The organism is Acinetobacter sp. YH16032, from assembly GCF_013417345.1.
GTDB lineage: Bacteria > Pseudomonadota > Gammaproteobacteria > Pseudomonadales > Moraxellaceae > Acinetobacter.
On record NZ_VPEE01000001.1, the window covers coordinates 44,004 to 69,131 of the forward strand.

Genomic DNA, 25,128 nt, shown 5'->3' on the forward strand with positions numbered 1-25,128 from the left:
TAGATGAGCGACATAAATTAAGGTTTTTTGATGGAATTGAAGTAAAAGTGACAATTTTTTAAATTTCATAAGACCTTAGCATAACTTTTTCCTATGCTGAAAATCCTCTCTAATGCGAATATTAGAGGAGATTGACCATGTCACAGACCAACACTTACTCAGCAGATGTGATCGTACTTGGTGCAGGCCCAGTCGGTTTAACGATGGCGAACGGCCTTGGCCTTGCGGGCTTAAAAGTAAAAGTGATTGAACAGCTCGATCAATTGATTGATTATCCTCGTGCAATTGGTATTGATGATGAATCTCTAAGAACAATGCAATCGATTGGTTTGATCAACAAAGTATTGCCGCATACCACTCCCGATCATGCGATGCGTTTTCTTACGCCTTCAGGCCGTTGTTTTGCAGATATTCAACCTAAAACACGTGAGTTTGGTTTCCCTCGTCGTAACGCATTCGTACAACCTTATGTTGATGCAGAATTATTGGAAGGCTTAGAACGTTTTGACGATGTGGAAGTACTTTTTTCTCGTCAACTCCAAAGTTTTAAGCAGACTGAAGATCAAGTTGAAGTTCAAATCCAAAATAAAGATAAAACAATTGAATATATAACTGCAAAGTATCTTGTGGCATGTGATGGCGGTAATAGCTACGTTCGCCGTATGTTGAATATTCCTTTTGAAGGTAAAACTGCACCAAACCAATGGATTGTTGTCGATATTGCAAACGATCCATTGGCGACACCTCATATTTACTTATGTTGTGATCCAGTACGTCCATATGTGTCAGCGGCTTTACCACATGGTATCCGTCGTTTTGAATTTATGGTGATGCCAGGGGAAACGCAAGAGCAGCTGAGTCAACCTGAAAACATGGCTAAACTTTTATCCAAAGTATTACCAAATACTGAAAATATCGATGTGATCCGAAATCGTGTTTATACCCATAATGCACGTATTGCCAGTAGATTTAAAGAAGGGCGTATCTTACTTGCGGGAGATGCAGCGCACATTATGCCAGTATGGCAGGGACAGGGTTATAACAGTGGAATGCGTGATGCGTTCAATTTATCTTGGAAACTGGCTATGGTCGTACAAGGTAAAGTAGATGCTAAAGTTCTAGATTCTTATCAAGAAGAGCGTCATGATCATGCCAAAGCGATGATTGATTTATCTGTTACAGCAGGCCATGTGCTAGCTCCGCCTAAAAAATGGCAAGGTACTGCGCGTGATGCTATTTCATATGTTCTAAATTACATTAAACCAGTTAAACAATATTTGTTGGAAATGCGCTTTAAGCCAATGCCACAATATAAATCTGGTATTTTAATTGGACAGGTCAATAAGACATCACCAATCGGTAAAATGTTTATTCAACCTAAAATGCAAGACAGCACAGGTCAGGTGAAATTACTGGATGATTTTATTGGTCAAGGCTTTGCTATTATTGCTTGGGGAGTAGATCCGACTTGGGGACTCACACCAACAAGTATTCAAAAATGGAAAGCCTTGGGTGTGAAATTTATTAAAGTCGTTCCACCTGAACAATTGAAAACTGATGCTCATGATGATGAAATATTGACACTTGGGGATACAGAGCATGCGATTCGTGCGTGGTTTGGTCGCACTCAATACTCGATGGCATTTTTAAGACCAGATAAATTTGTCGCGGGCTTAAGTATTCCTCAGACGAGCGAAGAGCTCAGTCAAAAGCTGTTTGATAAACTTGGCGTTTAATCAAAAAGTTTAAGACTAATCTAAAAGAAAACCTGCAAATTTGCAGGTTTTTTATTTTTAAAATAGCGTTCAAAGTTTTAAAAAATATGACAATGAAAGTGTTGGCTTAGAATATTTTTCACAGTTTGCAAATGCTTACTTTGATCTTGTTTTCTGAAACTCAAATATAAGCTGATATTCGGTAAATCAATTTCAGTTGACTTAATTAAGACATTTTCACTGAGCAAGCTTTCAACATATTTTGGAACAATGGTCCAACCGACTTGCATCGCTACAAGATTAATATTCATTAAAATATTACTCGAGTATTGAGCAACTTGAATAGATGTATTTAGGGCTTCAAAAATATTTTGAATTTTTTGGAACAAAATCGGTGAGGCAGTTTCCTCACTCATGATAAATTTTTGGGCAATTAAATCCTGTTTTGAAATACAGTCTAAATGCGCATGGGCTGAATGACGAGGAATCAGCAAGATCAGAGGCTCACTGAACAATTCGATAGAGGCAATATGCTCATCATCGATACATTGGCGAGTGAATGCGACATCAATTTTTTGATCACGAAGTGCTTGGATTTGATGTACACAGCTCAAACTATGAAATTGAATATCTAAATCAGGCTGTTGTGCACGAATAATAGGCATGACATAGGGAAAAATTTTCATTTCTGCCACAGGTAAAAAGCCAATATTTAATTTATTTTTCTTGGTATTCGCCATGATTTGAATCTTGTGTTTGGTGTCTTGAGCAAGTTTCAAGATATGTCGAGCATCTTTTAAAAAAGTTTCTCCTTCCTCTGTCAGTGATAAGCTTCGACTTTTACGAATCAGCAGGGATGTGCCTAATTCTGCTTCAAGGTCTTTAATTTGCTGGCTTAAAGAAGGCTGCGCTATAAAAAGTTTTTCTGCAGCACGCGTAAAATTAAGTTCTTCGGCAACTGAGACGAAATATTTCAAATGTCGAAGTTCCATGCGTACCGATCCTTAACCGCCATAATAAATGAGGTTCATTATACGTTTGATTTGCTAGAACTTCAGCGTGATTCACGTTTAAAGCTAATCTAAGAAGAAAAAAAACCGACCCATATTTAAATGAAATATGGGTCGGTTTTTATCAAGTAAAGTATTAAATGATTGAGAAGATCAAGCTGATGAATCCAATAAAGGATACGCCCAAAATGATTTTTTTTATTTGTGACTCAAAATAGGTCAGACAAAGTGCAACAAAAAGTGCAGCGAATGTCAGTACACCAATCCAATAACTCATCATATTACTGACTTGTCCTTTGCTCATGCAGAGGATAAGCCCTAACGACAGGAATCCCCATCCAACCATTGAGGCTATTTTCTGGTGTTTAATACTCAATGTTTGACCAAAAATTTGTTTTTGATGCTTTTGCATTGCACTGGCTAAACCTATAAAACCTAAAGTACAAACTGCCCAAATGAGGAGAAAAAAGCTCATGGTGATTACCCCTCTACCTTAGGTAAAACTTGACTCTTTTTTAATGGAGTTCCTTGATGATTTTGAACTTTGTAAAGTGCAAAATAGAAAACCACTGCCAATACCATCATAGCCAGATCGAACGAAGCGATAACCCATTGTCCGTGAGCTATCGAACGCCATAAAGGTTGACCACCTGTGATAAAGTTTATGAGCGGAAGTAAAGCGAAAAGCAGGGTAGCGAGACTCAGTAATTCAAGCCAAGCTTGGCGATGGGTGCGAAAAACAGCATAAACCAGTGTGAAGAGCCACACGATAAAGAATGTACGGATTTCCCAGTTTAAACGCATTTCCATATCGGCAGGGATAAAACGGTTTGCATAAAAATAAGCTGCACAAGCAATTGGTAAGCCGATAATCGCAGCGATATTGGTAATCTCAACCGTGCGATAGCCAAAGGATTTATAACCTTGTTTCGCTTGTTTAGGTGCACGTTTAACGCACCATAAAATTAATCCTGTTGCGACCATTAGCGTGCCAACGATACCAGAAAAAAAGAGTATCCAACGTAAGGCTAAATCAACTCCTCGTGCTTCATGTAGAACAGTGACAACATTGTAAATGCCATTGGGAATAGAAGGATTTTTGAGTTGAGCGGAATCATCTGTAATGTTTTGACCTGTCACACCATTGAAGTCTAAAGTTTCATATACGCCACGATGAGCGATACTTGCGCCGTTTAAAGCACGTAACTCTATGGTCGCCTTAGATGTATTCGGTGCTTTAATCGTGATCGAACCAATCGGATTGTTTTTCCACTTCGCTTCAGCTTGAGTGAGGATCGGGGCAATATCTGTAAGTGGTGCAGGTTCAGCTTTACGATCTTGGTTTCGAGTACGTCGACCTTCACCTCGATTCTTTCTCTCACCATCCATGTTGTTAGCATGTTCATTTGATGCTGACTGCGTACCACGAGCCTCAATTTCTGTACGAGCATTCATCATTGAGCGCTCATTTCCTTGCGGTTGATCAGTACGAGTCTGACCTTCTGATTCTGCTGGATTTTGAATTAAGGATTTTCGTTGATCTTGTAGAAAGGCGCCACGATTGTCATAAATTTGCTGTACCCCCCACGGCATGATGGTAAACAATAATAAAAGTAAACCACTAAAAGTGATCATGATATGAAAGGGAAGTGCAAATACAGCTGTTGCATTATGTGCGTCTAACCAAGAACGCTGTCCTTTACCTGTCCTAAAGGTAAAGAAATCTTTAAAGATTTTCTTATGGGTGATGATGCCACTAATAATTGCAACAAGCATAAACATGGTTGCTATGCCCACAATCCAACGTGACCATATACGTGGCATTCCATATAATTCAAAATGGAAACGATATAGAAAACTACCACCACGGGTTTCACGGGCTTCCAATACCTCACCTGTGGCACTGTCAATCGTCACACGTTCACCACCGCGACGAGCATTGGGATCTTCTCCGACACTGCGGATATTCAGCGTGGTGTAATTTTGACGAGCATTGGGTAATTGAATTCCCCAGCTCCCTGCATCAGCATGATTATTCTGCAAATATTGCAGAGCCACTTGTGTCTGCTCAAGTTGAGTTTGGCTTGGAATCGATTGGTGATACTCGGGTTTCATCCATGTGCTGATTTCTGCTTGGAAAAAACTCAAAGTACCGGTTACAAAGATGGCATACAGCAACCATCCTAGTATCAAACTAGCCCAAGTATGTAACCATGACATAGACTGGCGTGGGCCTTCAGCTTTGGCATCACTTCTCATGAATTAGTTCCCCATGATTTTATAGATGAGAAATAAAGCAAGGCTAGGTAAGACGATGCCCAATGTAGCTTTTCTGGTTTTGTGAACCATAAAAACCCAAATAAACGCTGCACACTGTAAACAGAAAGCAATGAGCGTTGCTGACATCGCTGCGCTAGATTGATATGTGCTAAATGTTTGTGCAATCACGATAGCAGAGAGGGATGCAAGCAAATAACCTCCAATACCCGCCAATAAAAAACGATAGAGCACCATCAGGCGATAACTGATAGAAACTGATTTAGTAGTCTTACGAGTTTTTTTTACTTGATTCCCAAGTGTTAACTCGCCTGATAGTTCGAGTTCTGTACTGTTCATAAAAGTAAGAAAGTGTGAGTGTATGTAATTATTGTAAATGATAACAATTATTGTTTATCTTTAGAATTATAAATTTAGCATTTTAGAAATAAATTTTTAATTGAATTAGCTTGGGCATGTTAATTGCAGAGTTATAGTTATTTTTTATCGATAGGTAAAATTTATGACGTATCAAGTTTTTTACTGCAAAGCTAATCCTGATGCTCAATTTGTGTTGTTATCTTCAGGGTTAGGAGGGCATGGACATTTTTGGCATCCACAATTAGATATATTGACTCGATTTTTTCATGTTATTACATATGATCAAGAAGGATGTCATGCAGATGCTGCATTACTAGCACCAACTTATTCAATGACCGATATGGCAATGCAAGTGTTACAGATTTTAGAGGATCTAAAGATCGATGAATTCCATTTTATCGGTCATGCTTTAGGTGGGCATATAGGAGCGGAGTTAGCCGGTTTAATTCAAAATACAAAATTGGAAATGTTGAGTTTGACCAGTATTAATGCCTGGGACTCACTAGACCCACATACGCTCAAATGTTTCGAAGCTCGAGAATCGTTATTACAAAATGCTGGTGCAGAGGCATATGTTAGAGCTCAAGCATTATTTCTTTATCCACCCGTATGGATCTCTGTTAATATCGATCAAATACAACAAGCAGAAAATAATCAACTCCGAAACTTTCCACCAAAAGAGAATGTACTGAGACGTCTGAAGGCTTTAAAGGAATTTAAAATAACAAATGAACATATCACCGCACTTCAACGAACTCCAATTCACTTGATTGCAAACCGTGATGATTTCTTGGTTCCAGTACATAAGACTCTTGATCTTCAGAAAAATTTTGTACATGCACAATGCTCAATTTTTGATGTAGGTGCACATGCTTCTACTGTGACTGAGCCAAATATCACTAATCAGGCACTTATTCAATTTCTTCGATCACTCTAGCATTTGAAACTTTTCAATTGCATATAAAAACCCACGATTGAGATCGTGGGTTTTTTAATTATTTTACCAAATGGTATTTTTTGGAACATCTTGTGCACTTTTTTATGACGTTATTTAGGAGTAATGGGTATTGGGATTATGTGATTAATTTATCATAAGGTAAAATATAAAATTATTAAGTTATTGTAATATATATTAAAATAATAATTGGCACATCATTTGCTAAATATCTAATACAAGCTCGAAAGCTTAATCCTACTAAATCAAATTTAACTGATCGTTAAATTAGGAGTGTTAGATATGAAAATTGGTGTCTTTTGTCCGATCGGAAATAATGGCTGGTTACTCTCAGAAAATGCTCCTCAATACAAACCAAGTTTTGAGTTAAATAAAAAAATTGTCCAACGCGCAGAGCATTACGGTTTTGACTTTGCATTGTCTATGATCAAGCTGCGTGGTTTCGGGGGTAAAACTGAGTTTTGGGATCACAACCTAGAAACTTTTACGCTTATGGCGGGGCTTGCTGCAGTCACCAGCAAAATAAAAATTTATGCAACAGCTGCGACGCTAGTGATGCCGCCTGCCATAGTTGCACGCATGGCATCTACGATTGATTCAATTTCGAATGGTCGTTTCGGCCTAAATGTCGTCACAGGTTGGCAAGCGCCAGAATATACCCAAATGGGCATGTGGCCCGGTGATGAATATTTCGGAAAGCGTTACGAATACTTATCTGAATACGTACAAATTCTGCGTGAATTATGGGCAACAGGTAAATCTGATTTTAAAGGTGACCATTTCCAAATGGATGATTGCCGAGTTAGCCCACGCCCGCAAGCAGAGATGAAAATTATCTGCGCTGGTCAATCGGATACAGGTTTGGAATTTTCTGCTCAACACGCTGATTACAATTTTGTTTTTGGTAAAGGGCTTAATACACCAACAGCATATGCAGAAATCAACGATCGTTTAAAAGCCAAAACAGATATTACGGGTCGTGATGTTCAAACCTACGTTTTGTTCATGATTATCGCTGCTGAAACAGACGAAGAAGCGATGGCGAAGTGGCAACATTACAACGATGGCGCTGATATTGAAGCGATCAACTGGTTAATGAATCAAGGCGGAAAAGATACTAAATCTGGTGCAGATACTAATATTCGTCAAATGGCTTCATCAGTATCACCAGTCAACATCAATATGGGGACGTTGGTGGGTTCTTACGAAACTATCGCAAAAATGCTAGATGAGATTAGTGAGGTAAAAGGAACTGAAGGCATATTACTGACATTTGATGATTTTGTTGAAGGTGTTGAAAGTTTTGGACAGCGGATTCAGCCGCTTATGAAATGTCGTGAACATGTTGTGGTTGAAGGAATGAGTTCAGAACCTGTGTTGGAGAAAATCGCATGAGTCATTTAGAAAATACCGTTGAAGCTGGATTTACTGCACAAGCGGGAACGGGTGTAAAACTCAAAGCCGAACCGGAAAATATTGTGCTTGCACCAGAGCAAACAGCATTAATCGTGATTGATATGCAAAATGCGTATACGTCAAAAGGTGGTTATTTAGATCTTGCTGGGTTTGATGTGTCGACGACAAAACCTGTGGTTGAAAATATTAAAAAGGCAGTTTCTGCAGCACATGATGCTGGTATTCAAGTGATCTATTTCAAAAACGGTTGGGATAATAAATATCGTGAAGCAGGTGGTATTGATTCACCAAACTTTCATAAATCAAATGCACTGAAGACCATGCGTAAGCGTCCTGAGCTACAAGGCAAATTGTTAGCAAAAGGGGATTGGGATTTTGAGTTGATTGATGAGTTGGTGCCAGCTCCTCAAGATATTGTGATTGAAAAACCTCGTTATAGTGGATTCTTTAACACAGCGCTAGACAGCATGCTCAGAGTGCGTGGAATTCGTAATTTGGTTTTTGTTGGTATTGCGACCAATGTATGTGTTGAATCGACGCTCAGAGATGGCTTCTTTCTAGAATATTTTGGCGTGGCTTTAGACGATGCCTGTCATCAAGCAGGGCCAAAAGAAGCCCATGTCGCAAGTATGTACAACATAAAAACCTTCTTTGGATGGGTGTCGGATACAGAAAGTTTTATCAGTAGTTTTGCAGATCAACCAACACTCGCTGAAAGCGCATAAATATTTATAGATTTTAAAATTAGGAAATAAGTCATGTCAAAAGAAGTCATCATTACAGTGGGTTCAGGTAAGCCACTCGCACCGTATTCGCCAGCAACTAAAGCAGACAACATTGTCTATGTTTCAGGCACTTTACCTTTTGATGAAAACAACAATGTAGTTCATGTTGGAGACGTAGCAGCACAGACACGCCATGTCCTTGAAACAATAAAGAAGGTCATCGAAACTGCTGGCGGAACAATGTCGGACATTACTTTCAACCATATTTTTCTGACAGATTGGGCAAACTACGCTGCAATGAATGAAGTATATGCCGAATATTTTCCGAATGCAGAACCAGCTCGTTACTGTGTTCAAACAGGATTAGTCAAACCTGATGCACTCATCGAAATTGCTTCGATTGCTCATGTTTAATTTGAAAGCTTTCATCACCCTATTATGAGTCCCTCACTTACTGCTTAGGCGATGAGGGATGGAGAACACTATGAATGCAAATGTGAAATCAATCAATTTACTCGAGGCAGTGAGTGCCACACTCAACATTGACCAACAGGTTTTTAGACAAGGAATGTCGAATTTAGGTGCAGCTGTCAATGTCATTACTACAGCTGGTCTAGCAGGAAAAGCTGGCTTCACAGCTTCAGCTGTATGTAGTGTGACAGATACGCCACCAACATTGCTGGTATGTCTAAATCGATCAGCATCAGTATTTGAAACATTTAAAAGTAATCAGGTTTTGTGTGTCAATACTTTAAGCAGTAGTCAAAAGCATTTATCGAATGTGTTTGGGGGTAAAACTCCAATGGCAGAACGTTTCGAAAAGGGGGACTGGTCAACATTAGTCACAGGTGCACCTATTTTAGAAGGTGCGCTAGTGAGTTTTGATTGTGAAGTCGTACAAAGTTTATCGGTAGGCAGTCATGATGTTTTGTTCTGCCATGTAAAGGGGATGAAACAGCAAGCGGGTGAAAAAGCCCTCATGTATTTTAACCGCGCATATTGCGAGCCAGTTCCAATGGTCTAAAACAGCATGCTTGATCAGGAGAAGGTCGATGAGCACAAAAGAAACATGGTTTCCAAAATTTAAACCTTTCCAAGGAAATCTAGACACGACCGCAGTTCAAGTAGATGAGTACTTGCCGCCAGGTAAAAGTATGGTATTGGGGCTGCAGCATGCATTTGCAATGTTTGGAGCAACAGTACTTGCCCCTTTACTGATGGGGTTCGACCCGAATCTTACAATGTTTATTACGGGTATTGGGACAATATTATTTTTCTTAATGACTGGGGGGCGTATGCCGAGCTATTTAGGTTCGAGCTTCGCTTTCATTGGAGCAGTCATTGCAGTCACTGGTTATACCGGTGTTGGCTTAAATCCAAACTTAGGCTTAGCACTTGGCGGTACCATTGCATGCGGTATTTTGTACGCCTTGATCGGTTTGATCGTGATGAAAACTGGCACAGCATGGATTGAAAAATTGATGCCACCAATTGTGACTGGAGCAATTGTGATGATCATTGGTTTGCATTTAGCACCAGTGGCGATCAAAAGTGTTTCTGCTAATCAGTTTGATTCATGGATGGCTCTAATTACGATTATTTGTATTAGTGTGATCGCCGTATTTACTAAGGGCATGATCCGTAGATTATTATTGCTCATTGGCTTAGTGGCTTCTTACTTTATTTATTTTTTACTCACCAATGTTTTGGGTTTTGGTACAGCGATCGATTTTACTAAAGTCAGTGAGGCAGCTTGGTTCGGTTTACCTACTTTTCATGCGCCAGTGTTTGAATTTAATGCCATGCTGCTTATTGCTCCCGTAGCGATCATCTTAGTTGCAGAGAATCTAGGACATTTCAAAGCGGTATCTGCAATGACTGGACGTAATCTTTCACCATATATGGGACGAGGTTTCTTTGCAGATGGTGTATGTACGACCTTGTCTGCATCAGTCGGTGGAACAGGAATGACAACATATGCTGAGAACATTGGTGTTATGGCGGTAACGAAAATTTATGCTACCACCATATTTTTATTTGCTGGCGTATTTGCAATTTTGCTAGGTCTATCACCAAAATTTGGCGCGGTTATTAGTACGATTCCTGTCGCATTATTAGGGGGAGCTTCGATTGTTGTTTTCGGTCTGATTACAGTGGCCGGTGCTAAAATTTGGGTGGACAACCGCTTAGATTTTACCAAAAACAGTACTCTGTTGATTGCTGCTGTCACCTTAATTATGGGGACAGGCAATTATAGTTTACAAATTGGGAATTTTGATTTGGGTGGAATAGGGACTGCAACATTAGCGGCTATTTTATTGAATCTTTTCTTAAATCGTGAAGATAAAAATGCGCAAACAGTAGAGCTCGAAAACAAACCGCATTCAGCAGAAGCAACGGCACTCCCTAACACTCAAATTTAAGGTGAAATTAAAAATGAAAATTGCATTTATCGGTTTAGGTGCTATGGGATGGCACATGGCGAGCCATTTACCAAAACTAGGATTTGAAGTTTTGGTTTGGAACCGTAATTTTGAAAAAGCAGAAGCACATGCACAAACATTTGGTACTAAAGCGACTTCTGTCGATCAAGCAGTGAAAGCAGATTTTATTTTCAGTTGCTTACCCACCAGTGCAGATGTCGAACAGCTTATTGCTCAAAATCCTCCGGTCAAGGGGAGCGTATGGATCGACTGTACCAGTGGTGTACCTGTAAGTGCTTTAAAACTTGCAAATCAGTTGAAATTTAATGGTGTTGAATATTTAGATGCCCCCGTTTCTGGGCAAACTATAGGTGCTGAAAAAGGGACACTAACGGTAATGGTTGGAGGTGATTTCGATGCTTATAAGCGTGCAAAACCGATTATTCAGGCATTTGCAGGATTAATTGAATATGTCGGGGAGAGTGGTTCTGGATTTGCTGTTAAAGCGGTGAATAATACGTTGATGGCAACCCATCTATGGGCACTTGCAGAAGGATTGACGGTATTAAAGTCAAAAGGAGTAGATTTGAATAGTGCATTGAATTGTATTAATCATTCTAGTGGTAAAAGTTCAATGTCTGAAAATATTATGGCGCAACGTGTCTTGAGTCGTGCATTTCCAAAAACCTTCGCCTTAGATCTTTTACAAAAGGATATTGGAATTGCGACCGATCTAATTCAAGAGCAAGCGTTGAATTTGCCAACGATGCAACTTATACAAAATCAGTATATGCAAATTGAAAAAGTGAAAGCCCAAGATTCTGATTTTTCAGCTGTGGTTCAGGTGCTTGAACATCAATCTAAAATTGAATTAAGTTAAATCTAGCGTCGAAATACCTTATAAAACCGCTTAATGTAGATTAAGCGGTTTATCTATGAATGCTCAATGAGATTAGCTTTGTTGATATTCATTAATGACTTCTAACGCGGCTCTAAATGCTTCTTGGCTAGCTGGAGCACCACAGTACGGCAAGCTGTGCAAAAGAACCTCTTGGATTTCTTCAACAGTTGCGCCGTTGTTTAAAGCGCCACGTACATGACCTTTAAGTTCTGTTGGGCTTTTTTGGGCTGTTAAAAATGCAATCGTGATTAACGAACGATACTTGCGCGGTAAAACACCTTCACGTTGCCAAGTTGAACCCCATGCATGCTCATTAATCCAATCTTGAAGTGGTTGAGTAAATGGAACTGTATTGTCTTGTGCACGTTTGACAAAATTTTCTCCCATCACTTCGGTACGAACTTTTAAACCATTTTCATAATCTTGTTTTGACATTTTTTTCCTCATAAAAAAAGCGCATCTTAAGATGCGCTATAGCATAAATATTAAGCTGGGATTTCAATCGCAATCGCAGTTGCTTCTCCACCACCAATGCAAAGCGCGGCAACACCTTTTGTTTTACCTAAGCGTTTTAATGCATGGATGAGAGTCAAAATAATACGTGAACCGGATGACCCCAATGGATGTCCGAGTGCACAAGCTCCACCATGAATATTCACTTTTTCAGGATCTAAATGAAAAGCATCAATCGCTGCCATGGTTACCATCGCGAACGCTTCATTAATTTCCCACAAATCCACGTCTTCAACAGTCCAGCCCGCTTTGTTTAATACTTTTTCTATTGCACCAACAGGTGCGATGGTAAATTCTGATGGGTGTTGAGAGTGAGATGCGTAAGCTTTAATCGTTGCTAAAGTTGAAAGCCCCTTTGCTGTTGCGTGTTCAGCAGAAGTCACTAAAAATGCTGATGCACCATCACTAATTGAACTGGCATTCGCTGCAGTAATTGTACCGTCTTTAGCAAATGCTGGGCGTAGCGTAGGAATTTTATCAATTTTTGCTGTAAATGGATTTTCATCTTGGGCAACGATGACATCGCCTTTACGTGAACTTACTGTAACGGGGGTGATTTCATCTTTGAAATAATTATTTTGAATCGCATTCTGAGCACGAGTTAAGGAGCGAATCGCGAAATCGTCTTGTTGTTCACGTGTGTAGTTTTTCTTATCTGCCATTTCTTGAGCAAGAATACCCATTGAATAGCCAGTTTCAGCATCTTCCAAACCTTCTTGGAACATGTGATCAATCACTTTGCCATGTCCCATACGGTAACCTGCGCGTGCTTTGTCCATGAGATAAGGTGCATTCGACATGGATTCCATTCCGCCAGCGACGATAATATTTGCCGAGCCAGCTTTAATGGTATCTGCAGCTTGCATCACGGCTTTCATGCCAGACCCACAGATTTTATTGATCGTTGTTGCACCTACATGATCTGGTACACCTGCAATTCGCATCGCTTGACGAGCAGGACCTTGTTTTAATCCCGCAGGTAAAACACAGCCCATAATCACTTCATCTAGTTGGTCTGCAGCAAGCTTAGATTGGTCAAGTACGGCTTTAATGACTTCAGCACCAAGTTGCGGGGCTGTTAAGCTTGAAAGTCCTCCCTGAAAGCTACCCATAGCGGTACGGCTACCTGCAACTAATACGATTTCTTGACTCATAGCGTTGATCCTTGTCCTGTAGTTTATATGATTCAAATGCGTGTCAATTTCATATGTTCAAAATTTAATGACAGCTATTTTATTAGTTGTAATCACATTATCATAAAAAAATGAATAAAGATTCATTATTTTGTTTTCATTTAATTTCGCTTATTTTGATGTTGTTTTCTATAACACCATAGTGGAATGAAATATAATAAGTGGAATGAAATATAAAAAGTGGAATGAAATATAAAAAGTGGAATGAAAAATAAAAAACGACCCTTTAGGATCGTTTTTTCAGAAGCAATTGAGTGACTAGTATTGTGTAGAATTTGACAGAGCCTGAGCGTGAGGGTTCTCAAGTTCTAAACTTTGGTTAAGTTCAGTATCGAAAACATCAGTCAACATACTGTCAAAACGTTTAGCGTTATACGTAAGCAACTGATCAGCTTCAGCCTGAGTGATGAACTTCTCATTAAGAGCAGATTCAATATGCTCTTCGAAAGTCAGACCTGTAAATTGGCCTTTGGATTCAGCCTTTTTAAACTTATTCCATAATTCCTCAATTTGAAGCAACATTTGGAATGTAGACTCCATACGCCCATTGACATCATCGGGATCAGTACTATAGAAGACATGTTTTTTTAATTCATCGCGGAAAGCATTTTCCTGAAGAATTAGTTCACCTAATTTAAGTTTCAAGGCATCCGATGGTTGAGTAATAGGACGACCAAAAGGGAAACAAATGAGTTTGACTAAGCTTGCCGCGATTTTTACAGGGAAGTTATCAAACAGACCATAGAACGCTTCTTGAGATGCATATAATGCTTTCTCAAGTGCGAGTTTAGCATGCAGTTGTTCAGCTTCAGTACGTTGACCATTTTCATAAAATTTAAGAATTGCAGTCGCAATAAATAAGTGTGAATGCATATCTGCTAATCGTCCAGACAACATTTCTTTGCGTTTGATATCACCTGCAAGGAGGCCTAAGCACATATCTGCGACTAAGGCAAAATTAGCACTCAAACGATTAATGGTTTTGTAGTAAGGGCGACTGAAATCATCAGCCTTTACTGAGCCTTCTGTTGATCCGCCTATAAAACCATAAGCAAATGATTTAGCAGTTCGATTAAATGTATAACCCAAATGCTTATAAAGAATTTCATTAAACTCTTTTAATGCTGCATCTTTATTTTCGGCTTGTAAAAGTTGTAATTCTTCAAATAAATAGGGATGACAACGCATCGAACCTTGACCAAAAATCATCAATGAACGACTCAGAATATTGGCACCCTCAACAGTAATTGAAACAGGGATCGCTTGGTACATAAGCGCCAAGAAGTTACGAGGACCCATTTGAATAGCACGCCCACCCACAATGTCCATACTATGATTAACAATCTTACGCATGGTCTCAGTTGCGTAGTATTTTGCCATTGCAGTCATGACTGCAGGTTTACCCCCTTGGTTTAGGCCACAAGTCACTAGGTAACGGAATGCTTCAAGCATATAGGTATCGCTAGCGATATCACTTGAAACCTCTTGAACACCTTCGAATTTACCGACTGAAATTTTGAATTGTTGACGGACACGAGCAAAGGCGCCGACATTTAAATAACACATTTCACCTGCAGCTGTTGATAGTGCTGGAAGAGAAATACCGCGGCCAACTGCCAGACATTCCATCAGCATACGCCAGCCTTTACCTGCATTTTCTACACCACCAATAATCCAATCCAGCGGAATGAAGACATCTTTACCATCCACGGTACCATTCATAAATGGTGAACCTGGATTATGGCGTGCTCCTACAATGACACCTTCATGATCAGCTGGTAATAGGGCACATGTGATTCCGTATTCAGTTTTGTTTTTATCACCTAGTAAACCTTCAGGGTCATATAATTTGAAAGCTAAACCGACCACCGTAGCAACAGGGGCAAGTGTAATCCAACGTTTGGAAAAATTCATTTTTAGGCCAAGAACTTCTTGTCCTTCAAATTGACCATAACAAACCACACCTGTATCAGGAATTGCACCTGCATCTGAACCTGCTTCAGGGCTTGTTAAACCAAAACATGGAATTTCTTCACCTTTTGCTAAACCTGGTAAATAACGATTCTTTTGATCTTCAGTACCGTAGTGTAAGAGTAATTCTCCTGGACCTAAAGAGTTAGGCACCATACAACTGACAGCAGTGGTAAGTGAGCGTGAGGCAATCTTACTCATGATACGGCTTTGCGCAAATGAGCTGAATTGTTTACCGCCGTATTCTTTAGGGATAATTAAACCCAGAAAACCTTTGGATTTAATAAATGACCAGACTTCTTCAGGGAGGTCTTTACGATGATGGTGAATATCCCATTCATCCAGCATCTGGCAGAGCTGTTCAACTTCATGATCGATAAATGATTGTTCTTCTTCAGACAGCGTGGGGTACGGATACTGATCAAATTTCTTCCAGTCTGGTGCCCCCATAAATAATTCTTTTTCCCACCAACTGGTTCCTGCATCCAATGCTTCACGCTCGGTACTACTCATTGTTGGCATTGCATTGGCTAGAGCTTTATAGGCAGGTTGTGTAATAAATTTCATCCTTAACGTATCAATACTGACAATCAATGAAATTAGGATAAAAGGAATACCGAGTATCAGCGACCAAGGGCTGATCAACGCAACTAAAATAGATACGACTGTGAGTGTGATAGCCCCAGAAGTTCTTGAGAATTCGAAATAAAAAATAGCCCAGAGTGTTATAAATAGAATAATTAAACTGAGTATAAAAAACATTATGAACTGCTCCATTTATGATTTGGTCATGGAGCCAATACCCACAGTAAATTTAATCAAAGCACAAACATCAGATCTACAGCGATATTGGATCATGAAATGTGAAACGAAAGCGTTGAGTTCTAAAACGGACGCATATTAATACTTATATTGGATAAGATTGTTTGAAAAATATTCAAAATTCAAGCTGTAGAGAGATAAGAAATGTGTCAATAAGTAATTGAGAATTATAAAAACCACAAACAAAAAAGCCCTCATACGAGGACTTTAAAGTAAGAAGAATTATGCTTCGATTGTTTGAACAGTAATTTTCTTTGCAGGATCAGCTTTACGACGAACTGCTGGTACTGGTTCGCCATAGTATTGACGATCAGCAAAATAACTTGAACGTACCATTGGTGCAGCCCAAATATTTTTAAAGCCTAATTTTTGCCCATGTGCTGTATAGCGTTCGAACTCTTCAGGTGTGACGAAGCGATCAATTGGTGCATGTTCTTTTGATGGTTGTAAATATTGACCAATCGTTACGTAGTCAACATCGTGTGCTTTAAGGTCATCAAGAAGTGAGAGAACTTCTTCTTCAGTTTCGCCAATACCTACCATCAAGCCACATTTAGTTGGAATATCTGGGCAGTATTCTTTAAACATTTTAAGAAGGTTTAAGGAATGTTGATAGTCTGAACCTGGACGCATTGCTTTGTATAAACGTGGTACGGTTTCAATGTTGTGGTTAAACACATCTGGAGGACATTCCGTCATGATGCGTAATGCAACATCCATACGACCACGGAAATCAGGTACTAAAATTTCCAATAATGTATTAGGACTTAAAGCACGCGCTTCTTTAATACAATCAACAAAGTGTTGCGCTCCACCATCGAGTAGATCATCACGGTCTACAGATGTTATAACAGCGTATTTCAAACCTAAGTTTGCAATTGTCTCAGCCATGTGGCGTGGTTCATCTGGGTCTAATGCATTCGGACGACCATGTGCCACATCACAAAATGGGCAACGACGTGTACAAATGTCACCCATAATCATGAAAGTTGCTGTACCACCACCAAAACATTCAGGAAGGTTTGGACATGCAGCTTCTTCACACACTGTATGTAATTTTTGTTCACGTAAAGTTGATTTAATGCGTTGAACCTCTTCTGGTGCAGCCATTTTGACGCGAATCCAGTCTGGTTTACGAGGTGCTTCAACCGTAGGAATCACTTTTACAGGAATACGTGCAACTTTCTCAGCGCCACGAAGTTTTTCACCCTGTACTGGTTTACGGTTTTCTGACATATTCAACGATTCCACTAATGTGTGACGGGAGGAAATATTAAAAATAGGTCTCTTATTATAGCGAATTTATGCATAAATTGGGCAAAAACGATATTCATAAAATAAATGTGGCTATCAAGCAATATATGGTATTGAAATACAGCAAATGTGCGCATTTTCAGTCATAATATAAGTCAGATAAATGAAGAGATAATTGTATAGGAGCATTGAATGCCGCGTAAGAAAGAGGTCGTGAGTGGAACCTTTGTCAAATATGATGCAGTCGTTTTAGGTTCAGGCCCTGCTGGTGAAGGTGCGGCAATGAAACTTGCCAAATCAGGCAAGCGCGTTGCAGTAGTTGATATGCGTGAACAACTTGGTGGTAACTGTACTCATGTAGGAACCATTCCAAGTAAAGCTTTACGTCAAACGGTTTCTAGCATTATCCGTTATCAACGTGATCCAATGTTCCAAAAAGTGGGTGATTGGAAACAATTCACCATGAAGCAAGTGCTTCGTAATGCGCATAAAGTGATCCAACAGCAAGTGGATACACACTCGCGTTTTTACGACCGTAACCGCATTGATATTTTCCACGGTCGTGCTTATATCCAAGATCAAAATACGGTGGTGATTTTCACGCCTGAAGGTGTGAAAGAAACGATTATTTTTAAACAGTTGGTGATTGCGACGGGTAGTCGTCCATATCGTCCTTCAATTTTAGATTTCAATCACCCACGTGTGTTTGATTCTGACAAAATCTTAGATCTAGATTTTTCAATTCAAAAAATCATTATTTATGGTGCTGGTGTCATTGGCTGTGAATATGCATCTATCTTTATTGGCTTAGATCACAAAGTTGATTTGATTAATACTCAGCATAAATTACTGAGCTATTTAGATGACGAAATTGCTGATGCATTGTCATATCACTTACGTGAACAAGGTGTATTGATTCGCCACAATGAGCAGATTGATCACTTAGAAACATTTGATGATCATGTGGTGTTGCATCTTGAAAGTGGCAAGAAAATTAAAGCTGATGCAATTCTATGGTGTAATGGTCGATCTGGTAATACAGATGGTCTTGGCTTGGAAAATGTTGGTATCAAACCAAACAGCCGTGGACAACTATCAGTGAACGAGCAGTATCAAACTGAAGTTGAAAACATTTATGCTGCAGGTGATGTGATTGGTTGGCCGTCTCTAGCTTCAGCTGCATATGACCAAGGTCGTTGTGCTGGCGCGATTATGAGCGGTGAACAAGGTATCCAACCAGTGGTTGATATCCCTACTGGTATTTATACCATTCCAGAGATTTCATCAATTGGTAAAACTGAGCAGGAATTAACTGAAGAAAAAATTCCTTATGAAGTTGGTCAGGCGTCTTTCCGTCACCTCGCTCGTGCGCAAATCACGGGTGATACAGTGGGTGAGTTAAAGATTTTATTCCATCGCGAAACCTTAGAAATTTTAGGTGTGCATTGCTTCGGTAATAATGCTTCTGAAATTATCCATATTGGTCAAGCCGTGATGAATAGCCCGAACAACACGATCAAGTATTTTGTTGAGACAACGTTTAACTACCCAACGATGGCTGAAGCTTATCGCGTAGCAACATTAAACGGGATGAATCGCTTGTTCTAAGGCGACTTGATGACAAAAAACTCGCAAGTTCAGGCTTGCGAGTTTTTTTATTTTTGCATTTAAGTTTGATCTTTAAATTACAAAATACAATAAAGCTCCATAGCTAACAAAGCTCGCTAATAAAGAGATGATGACAGGGATTTTTAATCTCAGTAAAAGAATGACAATGCCGATAAAAATAAAATCATAAATTGAGTGTAGATGTTTTTCAGCCATTTGAGCAATTAAACAGAGTATTAACCCGATGACCGCTGCATTAATTGCAGCGACGGCTGCTGCAATCTTTTTGTTTTTGACCCATTTTGACCAATAAGGGAGCGTGCCGAAAATAAGCAGAAATGAGGGCAGGAAAATTATACTGGTTGCAATCGCAGCGTTAAGTAAAGGCGATGCGGTAAATCCTAAATATGTGCCAACGTATCCTGCAAAACTAAATAAAGGGCCTGGAATAAGTTGAGCAAATGCATAGCCTAAGTCAAATTGTTCCGCAGTGATGTGTTGAGTAAGCACAAAATCTTCATACATGAGTGGCAGGATGATATGACCGCCCCCAAAAACCATTGAAGCAGTGTGATAAAAGCTTTCTAGATTTCTAAGCAAGCTTGATGAATAGATAAATTGCAGCGCAGGAAAAAAAATAAATAAAGCGACAAACAGGACGAGCCAGAGATAATGATACTTTTGATATGCCTGAGTGGTTTTGATGTGCGGTGATGGCTGAGATGTTCCTTTTTTTGTAAATGCTAAGCCAATGAATCCAGCCACTAAAATTAAGAAAATTTGACTATAGCTCCACTGCGCAAAATAAATAAAAAAAGCAGAACTCAGCATCAGGACATACTGCCAAATTTCAGTACAGAAGCTTTTGAACATTTGTAAAAAAGCCCAAATGACGACGGCTAATACAATCAAATGGATGACGTGAAAGAGTTCAAGAGGTATATCGGAAAAAAAATATTGACCAAAAATAGCAAATGAAGTCATTAGAATGAAGGCAGGTAATGTAAATCCTAACCAAGCAATAAAGCCCCCCCAATATCCTTTGGATAAATATCCTATCGATAATCCCACTTGACTACTTGTCGGACCTGGCAACAATTGTGCTAATGCGACCAATTGTCCATATTCATGAGAGCTTAACCATTTGAGTTGATCAACAAAAGTGCGATGAAATAACACCAAATGCGCTGCAGGACCACCAAATGAAATACATCCTAATTTTAGAAAAATAAAAAAAAGTGTTGATAAGCTAACTTTAGGAAAAGTATCTGATTTCATTTTGTAATCGTATGTTGTTTTTGAACTAAGTCTAATAGGGGATTATGACAGGTATTTGAAATGAATGAAGAGTGATGAGGGTAAGCCTTATCTTGAAAATGATAAGGCTTGTGGATGTTAAATTAAGCAAAATTTCCATTTCTGAAATCATCAAATGCTTGCGCGATTTCTTCCTGAGTATTCATGACGAAAGGACCGTGGGCAACAATGGGTTCATTCAATGGTTCACCACTTAAGCAAAGAATTTTCGCCGTACGATGAGCAAATATTTCTACCCCTGTTGATGTTGGATCAAGATAAAGCGTTTGCATGGCTGTATAGATCTGACCATCAATCTCAATTTCTCCATCAAGGATAAAAATCAGGTGATTCCAGTTTGGCATAAGGTTTAATGGAAGGCGTGCTCCATGATTAAGTCTAATGTCATAAACATTCATGTTGCTAAATGTTTGAGCTGGTCCTTGATAAACAGTTGAGCCGATTTGATATTGACCAGCAATAACACGAATCTTGGTTTGCTCATCGTGAGATAAAACTTCAGGAATATTTTGCTCAGTCAATTCCTGATATCTCGGCTCAGTCATCTTGGCATGCTCTGGTAGATTTACCCAAAGTTGAACCATATCCAAAACTCCGCCAGTTTTTGCAAAAGCTTCCGAATGGTGTTCTTCATGCAGAATACCTTTACCTGCCGTCATCCATTGCACTTCGTTTGGACCAATTTTTCCATGATTGCCTTTTGAGTCACGATGCTCTAATTCGCCGTCATAGACAATCGTCACCGTTTCAAAGCCACGGTGGGGGTGTAAACCAACACCGCGTTGGTGGTGACTTGGAGAAAATCGATATTGACCTGTATAACCCATTACCAAGAATGGGCTGGTATGATTTCCTATTTCATGCATGGGTAACATGGAGTTTGTTGGAAAACCATCACCCACCCATGTGCTTCGATCGCTGGTATAAACTTTCTGAACTTGTGTCATTTGTATTCCTCTATATATCGTTCTAATCATGATATTGAGGTATATTGATGAGATTACAGGGCGATTCTCTCAACAGATAATTCCAAAAATGAAACAATTATGCAAAATTTAAATGATTACTACTATTTTGTGCAGGTCGTTAAATATCAAGGTTTTACTAAAGCGAGTGAAGCTTTAGGTATTACAAAATCTAAGTTATCTCGTCATATTTCAGATTTAGAAAACCGTTTACACGTAAGATTATTGCAACGAAATACACGAAAGTTTGCCGTAACCGCAGTTGGTCAAGAATTTTTTGAATATTGTATTAAGATTTTGGATCAAGTGGAGGCGGCAGAAAATTTTGTAGAGCAAAGTTTGTCGAGCGAGCCTTCAGGTTTAATTCGAATTTCGTGCCCAATTGGTTTGGTTGAGTTTCCATTGGGGAATATGATTGCTAAATTCATGCAACATTACCCACGTGTTCAAGTTCATCTGGTCGCAACAAATCGTAAAATTGATCTCATAGAAGAGGGGATTGATTTGGCTGTTAGGGTGAGAAATTTACCACTTGAAGATAGCGACTTGATTGTACGAGAGCTTGATGCTTGGCAACATGTGTTAGTGGCAACGCCTGAATTAATTCAACAGATTCATGAACCTATCCATTTGGATAACCTTGCACAACTTCCGAGTATAGGTTTTCATGTCCCAAAATCGATTTGGAGATTTCAATCCAAATTTGACACAGTTAATCAGTTTCAAGAAATAGAATTCTTTCCAAGACTCAAAACTGATAATTTTGCTGCCATGAAATCTGCAGTGTTGAACAGTGTTGGAATAGCATCATTACCTAGAGTGTTTGTTTATGAAGAGCTTAATCAAGGCACTCTTGTAGAATTAGTCCCTGAAAGGGAGTTGCCTCGTGGCGTTATTCATGTTGCCTATACATCACGACAAGGCATGATGCCTGCCGTGAGATGTTTATTAGATTATTTGATTGAGGAATTTAAAAAACTGAGCTGTCAAAACCATGAAATTATATGAATTAATGTGCGCAAAAAGCTTGATTAAAATATGCAAATAAATCAGGAGTGTTCATCCACAAAGTAATCGACAGACTAAGCAGAAGGATGACTCCGATAAATATGATGATGTAGAGCAGATTGAAGCGATTAGTCATTGACGACATTCTCCTCATTAACAAATAAATGAATGAATACACCGAAGATACTGAGCGCAATACACATCATCCAAATAATATTGTAATTGCCTGTCATATCATGATTTAAGCCACCCAACCAGCCTCCAAAAAATGAACCGACTTGGTGAGTAAAAAATACAATTCCACTTAGCATGGTGAGATACTTAACTCCAAACATATTAGCAACAATACCATTGGTAAGGGGAACGGTTGATAACCATAACAACCCCATAATGATGGCAAAACTATAAATCGTAAAGATCGAGAGTGGCAATGCAAGGAATAAAATGATGGCGATGCCACGTAGTCCATATAACCACATGAGCAATTTAGGTTTGGAATATTTATCACCCAGCCAACCAGCAGTGTAAGTTCCAACAATATTAAATAGCCCAACCAAGGCTAAAAACATAGTACCAGTTGTGGTGCTAAAACCATGGTCAGTTAAATAACCCGGCAAATGAATGCCCAAAAATACGACCTGAAATCCACAAACTAAAAATCCTAATGCCAACCAGATAAAAGGTTTGTGGTTTTTGGCAACTATGAGTATTTGTTTAAAACTTAAAGAAGGTTTAGTGATCGCATCAACTGTTTGAGGCGCTTGATAGATTGGAGCTTTTAGCATCCAAGCCAAGGGTACAATTAATGCAATTAAAATCGCTGTGATGAGTAGCGCCGATGACCAACCAAAATTTTGTAAGAGTAAAAGTGTGGTTGGCAACATAATAAATTGCCCAAAAGAGCCTGCTGCGCTGGCAATACCCATAGCCATACTACGTCGACTTGGATGCGCTGCACGACCGACAGCAGAGAGCAAAACAGAGAATGAAGTAGCTGATAAAGCCAAACCAATGATTAAACCTAGACTAAGATTGATGAGAAGCCCTGTTGAGCTAAATGCCATCATCACAAGTCCAATCGCGTATAAAGCGCCGCCTACGGCAACGACTTTTTTACTCCCATATTTATCTGCTAGCGCTCCCGTAAAGGGTTGAACAGCACCCCATAATAAATTTTGAAAGGCAATTGCTAAACTAAAAACTTGATGATTCCAATTAAACTCATGACTCATTGGAACTAAATACAAGCCAAATCCATGTCTGACACCTAAGGAGAGTGCTAAAATAAAAGCACTCCCAATGAGCATAAAGATGAGGGGTTTTGAAAATTTGGTTTCTGACATGGTTAATCCGCTTAGCATTTTTTGTAATTTTAAAAGATCAGTAGCATCATGACGACAGAATAAAAATTTATCAATCAATAAAATTTAGTTATTAGAATGAATAAAGCGGCACTTGGCCGCTTTATGAAGACTGATGGAAATTAGAATCGATAACCAATACCGGCATATCCCAGAATCGGATTAATTTCGATATCTGATTTTGCATTGATTAATTCACCAAGTTCAGCATCGTTTACTGTAATTGTTGTTTCACCTTTAAGATGCGCATAGGAAATTGACCCGACTGCAAACCAACGATCGTTGAAATCATAAGTAAAACCGGCAGTAGCTACAGGGGCGAAAGCATCTTTTGCTTCGAGTTTAACTTTAGGATTCGCAGCACTTTCAATTCCATCAAGTGCTTTCCCAGCTTCACCTAATTTGATGTTCGCAATTTTATGACCTGCAGCGACTAGATCAGCTTCAAGGTTGGAGTTCATTTCCAATTCGTTGAAGTATGCATACATCAAACCAAGCCCTATATAAGGTCTAAATTTATTTACGCCTGTTTTACCAAAATGGTATTGGAATTCGAATGCTGGCGTCCATGCACGAGCTTCTGCAACTTTACCGTGGGCTCCAAGATTTGTTACTTGGATATCTTGTTTGAGTGGAATATTGCCGCCAATAATGCTCCCAGCATCTATATCTGCAATAATGATATTGACGTTTCCAGGATCTACTGAGCCTGTGAGAGGTGCTGATATATTCCCTTTACCTTTAATATCAACTTTAGGTGGAATTCCTGCTTTGACTTCTAAAGAAATATTATCTGTAAAGAAGTAATTAGTCATGATTCCGAGGGTAGTGACATCATCAGCTTCTAATCCTGTCCCTTGAGCAGTCCATGATGATAATCCATCAATTTCGGCAGTACCACCAACTGATGGCTTAAGATATTTTACGCCATCGATTTCATCAAGGATTAATGGGCTAACAAGACCTGAGTTTATAAGTGTCTCTAATTTACGTTTTTTATCAACACCATCTGCTGTCGAAGTATCAATAGCACCTAGTACAGAAGATGTTGAAATTCGTCCAACTTCAGACTTGGTACCCTCTGGTACAGCGGTGTTAATATTAATCGGTTGAGCTTTACCCTGAGGCATTACATGTAATGCACCCACTGAAACCGAAAAACGTTTAAAGCCATCGCCATCTTTTAAACTAAAATAAGGTGAATCTGCATAACTGAAGACTGGAAAACTTAACGCACTGATGGATGCAACTAAGTAAGCTAGTTTTTTTTCATTATGGAACTCCATGTCCAATACTGTAAATAAAAAGTGATTATTTTTGTATTTTTATTATCA

General features: G+C 39.2%; 22 protein-coding genes. 10 read left to right on the plus strand and 12 right to left on the minus strand.

The window, feature by feature from the left end:
- Nucleotides 1-137 precede the first annotated feature (137 nt).
- A complete protein-coding gene (locus tag FTV32_RS00195; RefSeq protein ID WP_180027505.1) occupies nucleotides 138-1,736 on the plus strand; it encodes a bifunctional 3-(3-hydroxy-phenyl)propionate/3-hydroxycinnamic acid hydroxylase in 1,599 nt (532 codons plus the stop codon).
- Nucleotides 1,737-1,813: 77 nt separating this feature from the next.
- On the opposite strand, the gene FTV32_RS00200 is transcribed toward FTV32_RS00195, so the two are convergent.
- The 4 genes from FTV32_RS00200 to FTV32_RS00215 form a co-directional block, all read right to left on the minus strand.
- The gene (locus FTV32_RS00200; protein WP_180027506.1) at nucleotides 1,814-2,707 is read right to left on the minus strand and encodes a LysR substrate-binding domain-containing protein; all 894 of its coding nucleotides are present in this window, start codon (nucleotides 2,705-2,707) and stop codon (nucleotides 1,814-1,816) included.
- Nucleotides 2,708-2,861: 154 nt separating this feature from the next.
- Nucleotides 2,862-3,200 carry a DUF3325 domain-containing protein gene (locus FTV32_RS00205; RefSeq protein WP_180027507.1) on the minus strand — a complete coding sequence of 113 codons (339 nt, stop codon included), beginning with the start codon at nucleotides 3,198-3,200 and terminating at the stop codon, nucleotides 2,862-2,864.
- 5 nt (nucleotides 3,201-3,205) lie between these two features.
- Nucleotides 3,206-4,984 (minus strand): PepSY domain-containing protein, encoded by a 1,779-nt coding sequence (locus FTV32_RS00210; RefSeq protein ID WP_180027508.1) that lies wholly within the window; start codon nucleotides 4,982-4,984, stop codon nucleotides 3,206-3,208.
- Nucleotides 4,985-4,987: 3 nt separating this feature from the next.
- Nucleotides 4,988-5,341 carry a hypothetical protein gene (locus tag FTV32_RS00215; RefSeq protein ID WP_180027509.1) on the minus strand — a complete coding sequence of 118 codons (354 nt, stop codon included), beginning with the start codon at nucleotides 5,339-5,341 and terminating at the stop codon, nucleotides 4,988-4,990.
- Between the two features lie 163 nt (nucleotides 5,342-5,504).
- Between FTV32_RS00215 and rutD the strand changes: the two genes are divergently transcribed.
- From rutD to FTV32_RS00250, 7 genes are all read left to right on the plus strand, one after another.
- The gene (rutD, locus tag FTV32_RS00220; RefSeq protein WP_179998441.1) at nucleotides 5,505-6,299 is read left to right on the plus strand and encodes a pyrimidine utilization protein D; all 795 of its coding nucleotides are present in this window, start codon (nucleotides 5,505-5,507) and stop codon (nucleotides 6,297-6,299) included.
- Nucleotides 6,300-6,599: 300 nt separating this feature from the next.
- Entirely contained in the window at nucleotides 6,600-7,712 is a 1,113-nt protein-coding gene (rutA, locus tag FTV32_RS00225) for a pyrimidine utilization protein A (protein ID WP_035265660.1), read from the plus strand.
- Nucleotides 7,709-8,458 (plus strand): pyrimidine utilization protein B, encoded by a 750-nt coding sequence (gene rutB, locus FTV32_RS00230; RefSeq protein WP_180027510.1) that lies wholly within the window; start codon nucleotides 7,709-7,711, stop codon nucleotides 8,456-8,458. The genes rutA and rutB overlap by 4 nt, the downstream gene beginning before the upstream one ends.
- A gap of 33 nt (nucleotides 8,459-8,491) precedes the next feature.
- Nucleotides 8,492-8,872, plus strand: a complete 381-nt coding sequence (rutC, locus tag FTV32_RS00235) for a pyrimidine utilization protein C (RefSeq protein WP_180027511.1) — start codon at nucleotides 8,492-8,494, stop codon at nucleotides 8,870-8,872.
- A gap of 70 nt (nucleotides 8,873-8,942) precedes the next feature.
- Nucleotides 8,943-9,482, plus strand: a complete 540-nt coding sequence (gene rutF / locus FTV32_RS00240) for an NADH-dependent FMN reductase RutF (protein ID WP_180027512.1) — start codon at nucleotides 8,943-8,945, stop codon at nucleotides 9,480-9,482.
- A 28-nt stretch (nucleotides 9,483-9,510) separates the two neighbouring features.
- Nucleotides 9,511-10,881, plus strand: coding sequence for a pyrimidine utilization transport protein G (rutG, locus tag FTV32_RS00245; protein ID WP_180027513.1), 1,371 nt, complete (start codon nucleotides 9,511-9,513; stop codon nucleotides 10,879-10,881).
- A gap of 13 nt (nucleotides 10,882-10,894) precedes the next feature.
- Nucleotides 10,895-11,761 (plus strand): NAD(P)-dependent oxidoreductase, encoded by an 867-nt coding sequence (locus FTV32_RS00250; RefSeq protein ID WP_180027514.1) that lies wholly within the window; start codon nucleotides 10,895-10,897, stop codon nucleotides 11,759-11,761.
- Nucleotides 11,762-11,833: 72 nt separating this feature from the next.
- On the opposite strand, the gene FTV32_RS00255 is transcribed toward FTV32_RS00250, so the two are convergent.
- From FTV32_RS00255 to lipA, 4 genes are all read right to left on the minus strand, one after another.
- Nucleotides 11,834-12,217, minus strand: a complete 384-nt coding sequence (locus tag FTV32_RS00255) for a carboxymuconolactone decarboxylase family protein (RefSeq protein WP_180027515.1) — start codon at nucleotides 12,215-12,217, stop codon at nucleotides 11,834-11,836.
- A gap of 50 nt (nucleotides 12,218-12,267) precedes the next feature.
- Complete coding sequence (locus FTV32_RS00260) at nucleotides 12,268-13,449, minus strand: thiolase family protein (RefSeq protein WP_180027516.1); 1,182 nt, start codon at nucleotides 13,447-13,449, stop codon at nucleotides 12,268-12,270.
- A gap of 297 nt (nucleotides 13,450-13,746) precedes the next feature.
- On the minus strand, nucleotides 13,747-16,221 hold the full coding sequence (locus tag FTV32_RS00265) for an acyl-CoA dehydrogenase (protein WP_180027517.1): 2,475 nt from the start codon (nucleotides 16,219-16,221) through the stop codon (nucleotides 13,747-13,749).
- A gap of 282 nt (nucleotides 16,222-16,503) precedes the next feature.
- Entirely contained in the window at nucleotides 16,504-17,517 is a 1,014-nt protein-coding gene (gene lipA, locus FTV32_RS00270; protein ID WP_180027518.1) for a lipoyl synthase, read from the minus strand.
- Nucleotides 17,518-17,727: 210 nt separating this feature from the next.
- Between lipA and sthA the strand changes: the two genes are divergently transcribed.
- Nucleotides 17,728-19,143, plus strand: coding sequence for a Si-specific NAD(P)(+) transhydrogenase (gene sthA, locus FTV32_RS00275; protein WP_035265673.1), 1,416 nt, complete (start codon nucleotides 17,728-17,730; stop codon nucleotides 19,141-19,143).
- Between the two features lie 72 nt (nucleotides 19,144-19,215).
- Here the strand turns inward: sthA and chrA are convergent, their stop codons facing one another.
- Nucleotides 19,216-20,421 carry a chromate efflux transporter gene (gene chrA, locus FTV32_RS00280; protein WP_180027519.1) on the minus strand — a complete coding sequence of 402 codons (1,206 nt, stop codon included), beginning with the start codon at nucleotides 20,419-20,421 and terminating at the stop codon, nucleotides 19,216-19,218.
- A gap of 122 nt (nucleotides 20,422-20,543) precedes the next feature.
- Nucleotides 20,544-21,407 carry a pirin family protein gene (locus tag FTV32_RS00285; protein ID WP_180027520.1) on the minus strand — a complete coding sequence of 288 codons (864 nt, stop codon included), beginning with the start codon at nucleotides 21,405-21,407 and terminating at the stop codon, nucleotides 20,544-20,546.
- Between the two features lie 99 nt (nucleotides 21,408-21,506).
- On the opposite strand from FTV32_RS00285, the gene FTV32_RS00290 reads away from it, so the two are divergent.
- Nucleotides 21,507-22,433 carry a LysR substrate-binding domain-containing protein gene (locus tag FTV32_RS00290; RefSeq protein WP_180027521.1) on the plus strand — a complete coding sequence of 309 codons (927 nt, stop codon included), beginning with the start codon at nucleotides 21,507-21,509 and terminating at the stop codon, nucleotides 22,431-22,433.
- 128 nt (nucleotides 22,434-22,561) lie between these two features.
- Here FTV32_RS00290 and FTV32_RS00295 read toward each other — a convergent pair whose 3' ends face one another.
- The gene (locus FTV32_RS00295) at nucleotides 22,562-23,776 is read right to left on the minus strand and encodes an MFS transporter (protein WP_373683269.1); all 1,215 of its coding nucleotides are present in this window, start codon (nucleotides 23,774-23,776) and stop codon (nucleotides 22,562-22,564) included.
- 140 nt (nucleotides 23,777-23,916) lie between these two features.
- Nucleotides 23,917-25,080 carry an OmpW family protein gene (locus FTV32_RS00300; protein WP_180027523.1) on the minus strand — a complete coding sequence of 388 codons (1,164 nt, stop codon included), beginning with the start codon at nucleotides 25,078-25,080 and terminating at the stop codon, nucleotides 23,917-23,919.
- Nucleotides 25,081-25,128: the final 48 nt, after the last annotated feature.

What these genes read in the sequence shown, in the direction of transcription:
- FTV32_RS00195 (WP_180027505.1), top strand. Translation starts at nt 138, where the DNA reads ATGTCACAGACCAACACTTACTCAGCAGATGTGATCGTACTTGGTGCA.
- FTV32_RS00200 (WP_180027506.1), bottom strand. Translation starts at nt 2,707, where the DNA reads ATGGAACTTCGACATTTGAAATATTTCGTCTCAGTTGCCGAAGAACTT.
- FTV32_RS00205 (WP_180027507.1), bottom strand. Translation starts at nt 3,200, where the DNA reads ATGAGCTTTTTTCTCCTCATTTGGGCAGTTTGTACTTTAGGTTTTATA.
- FTV32_RS00210 (WP_180027508.1), bottom strand. Translation starts at nt 4,984, where the DNA reads ATGAGAAGTGATGCCAAAGCTGAAGGCCCACGCCAGTCTATGTCATGG.
- FTV32_RS00215 (WP_180027509.1), bottom strand. Translation starts at nt 5,341, where the DNA reads ATGAACAGTACAGAACTCGAACTATCAGGCGAGTTAACACTTGGGAAT.
- rutD (WP_179998441.1), top strand. Translation starts at nt 5,505, where the DNA reads ATGACGTATCAAGTTTTTTACTGCAAAGCTAATCCTGATGCTCAATTT.
- rutA (WP_035265660.1), top strand. Translation starts at nt 6,600, where the DNA reads ATGAAAATTGGTGTCTTTTGTCCGATCGGAAATAATGGCTGGTTACTC.
- rutB (WP_180027510.1), top strand. Translation starts at nt 7,709, where the DNA reads ATGAGTCATTTAGAAAATACCGTTGAAGCTGGATTTACTGCACAAGCG.
- rutC (WP_180027511.1), top strand. Translation starts at nt 8,492, where the DNA reads ATGTCAAAAGAAGTCATCATTACAGTGGGTTCAGGTAAGCCACTCGCA.
- rutF (WP_180027512.1), top strand. Translation starts at nt 8,943, where the DNA reads ATGAATGCAAATGTGAAATCAATCAATTTACTCGAGGCAGTGAGTGCC.
- rutG (WP_180027513.1), top strand. Translation starts at nt 9,511, where the DNA reads ATGAGCACAAAAGAAACATGGTTTCCAAAATTTAAACCTTTCCAAGGA.
- FTV32_RS00250 (WP_180027514.1), top strand. Translation starts at nt 10,895, where the DNA reads ATGAAAATTGCATTTATCGGTTTAGGTGCTATGGGATGGCACATGGCG.
- FTV32_RS00255 (WP_180027515.1), bottom strand. Translation starts at nt 12,217, where the DNA reads ATGTCAAAACAAGATTATGAAAATGGTTTAAAAGTTCGTACCGAAGTG.
- FTV32_RS00260 (WP_180027516.1), bottom strand. Translation starts at nt 13,449, where the DNA reads ATGAGTCAAGAAATCGTATTAGTTGCAGGTAGCCGTACCGCTATGGGT.
- FTV32_RS00265 (WP_180027517.1), bottom strand. Translation starts at nt 16,221, where the DNA reads ATGTTTTTTATACTCAGTTTAATTATTCTATTTATAACACTCTGGGCT.
- lipA (WP_180027518.1), bottom strand. Translation starts at nt 17,517, where the DNA reads ATGTCAGAAAACCGTAAACCAGTACAGGGTGAAAAACTTCGTGGCGCT.
- sthA (WP_035265673.1), top strand. Translation starts at nt 17,728, where the DNA reads ATGCCGCGTAAGAAAGAGGTCGTGAGTGGAACCTTTGTCAAATATGAT.
- chrA (WP_180027519.1), bottom strand. Translation starts at nt 20,421, where the DNA reads ATGAAATCAGATACTTTTCCTAAAGTTAGCTTATCAACACTTTTTTTT.
- FTV32_RS00285 (WP_180027520.1), bottom strand. Translation starts at nt 21,407, where the DNA reads ATGACACAAGTTCAGAAAGTTTATACCAGCGATCGAAGCACATGGGTG.
- FTV32_RS00290 (WP_180027521.1), top strand. Translation starts at nt 21,507, where the DNA reads ATGCAAAATTTAAATGATTACTACTATTTTGTGCAGGTCGTTAAATAT.
- FTV32_RS00295 (WP_373683269.1), bottom strand. Translation starts at nt 23,776, where the DNA reads ATGTCAGAAACCAAATTTTCAAAACCCCTCATCTTTATGCTCATTGGG.
- FTV32_RS00300 (WP_180027523.1), bottom strand. Translation starts at nt 25,080, where the DNA reads ATGGAGTTCCATAATGAAAAAAAACTAGCTTACTTAGTTGCATCCATC.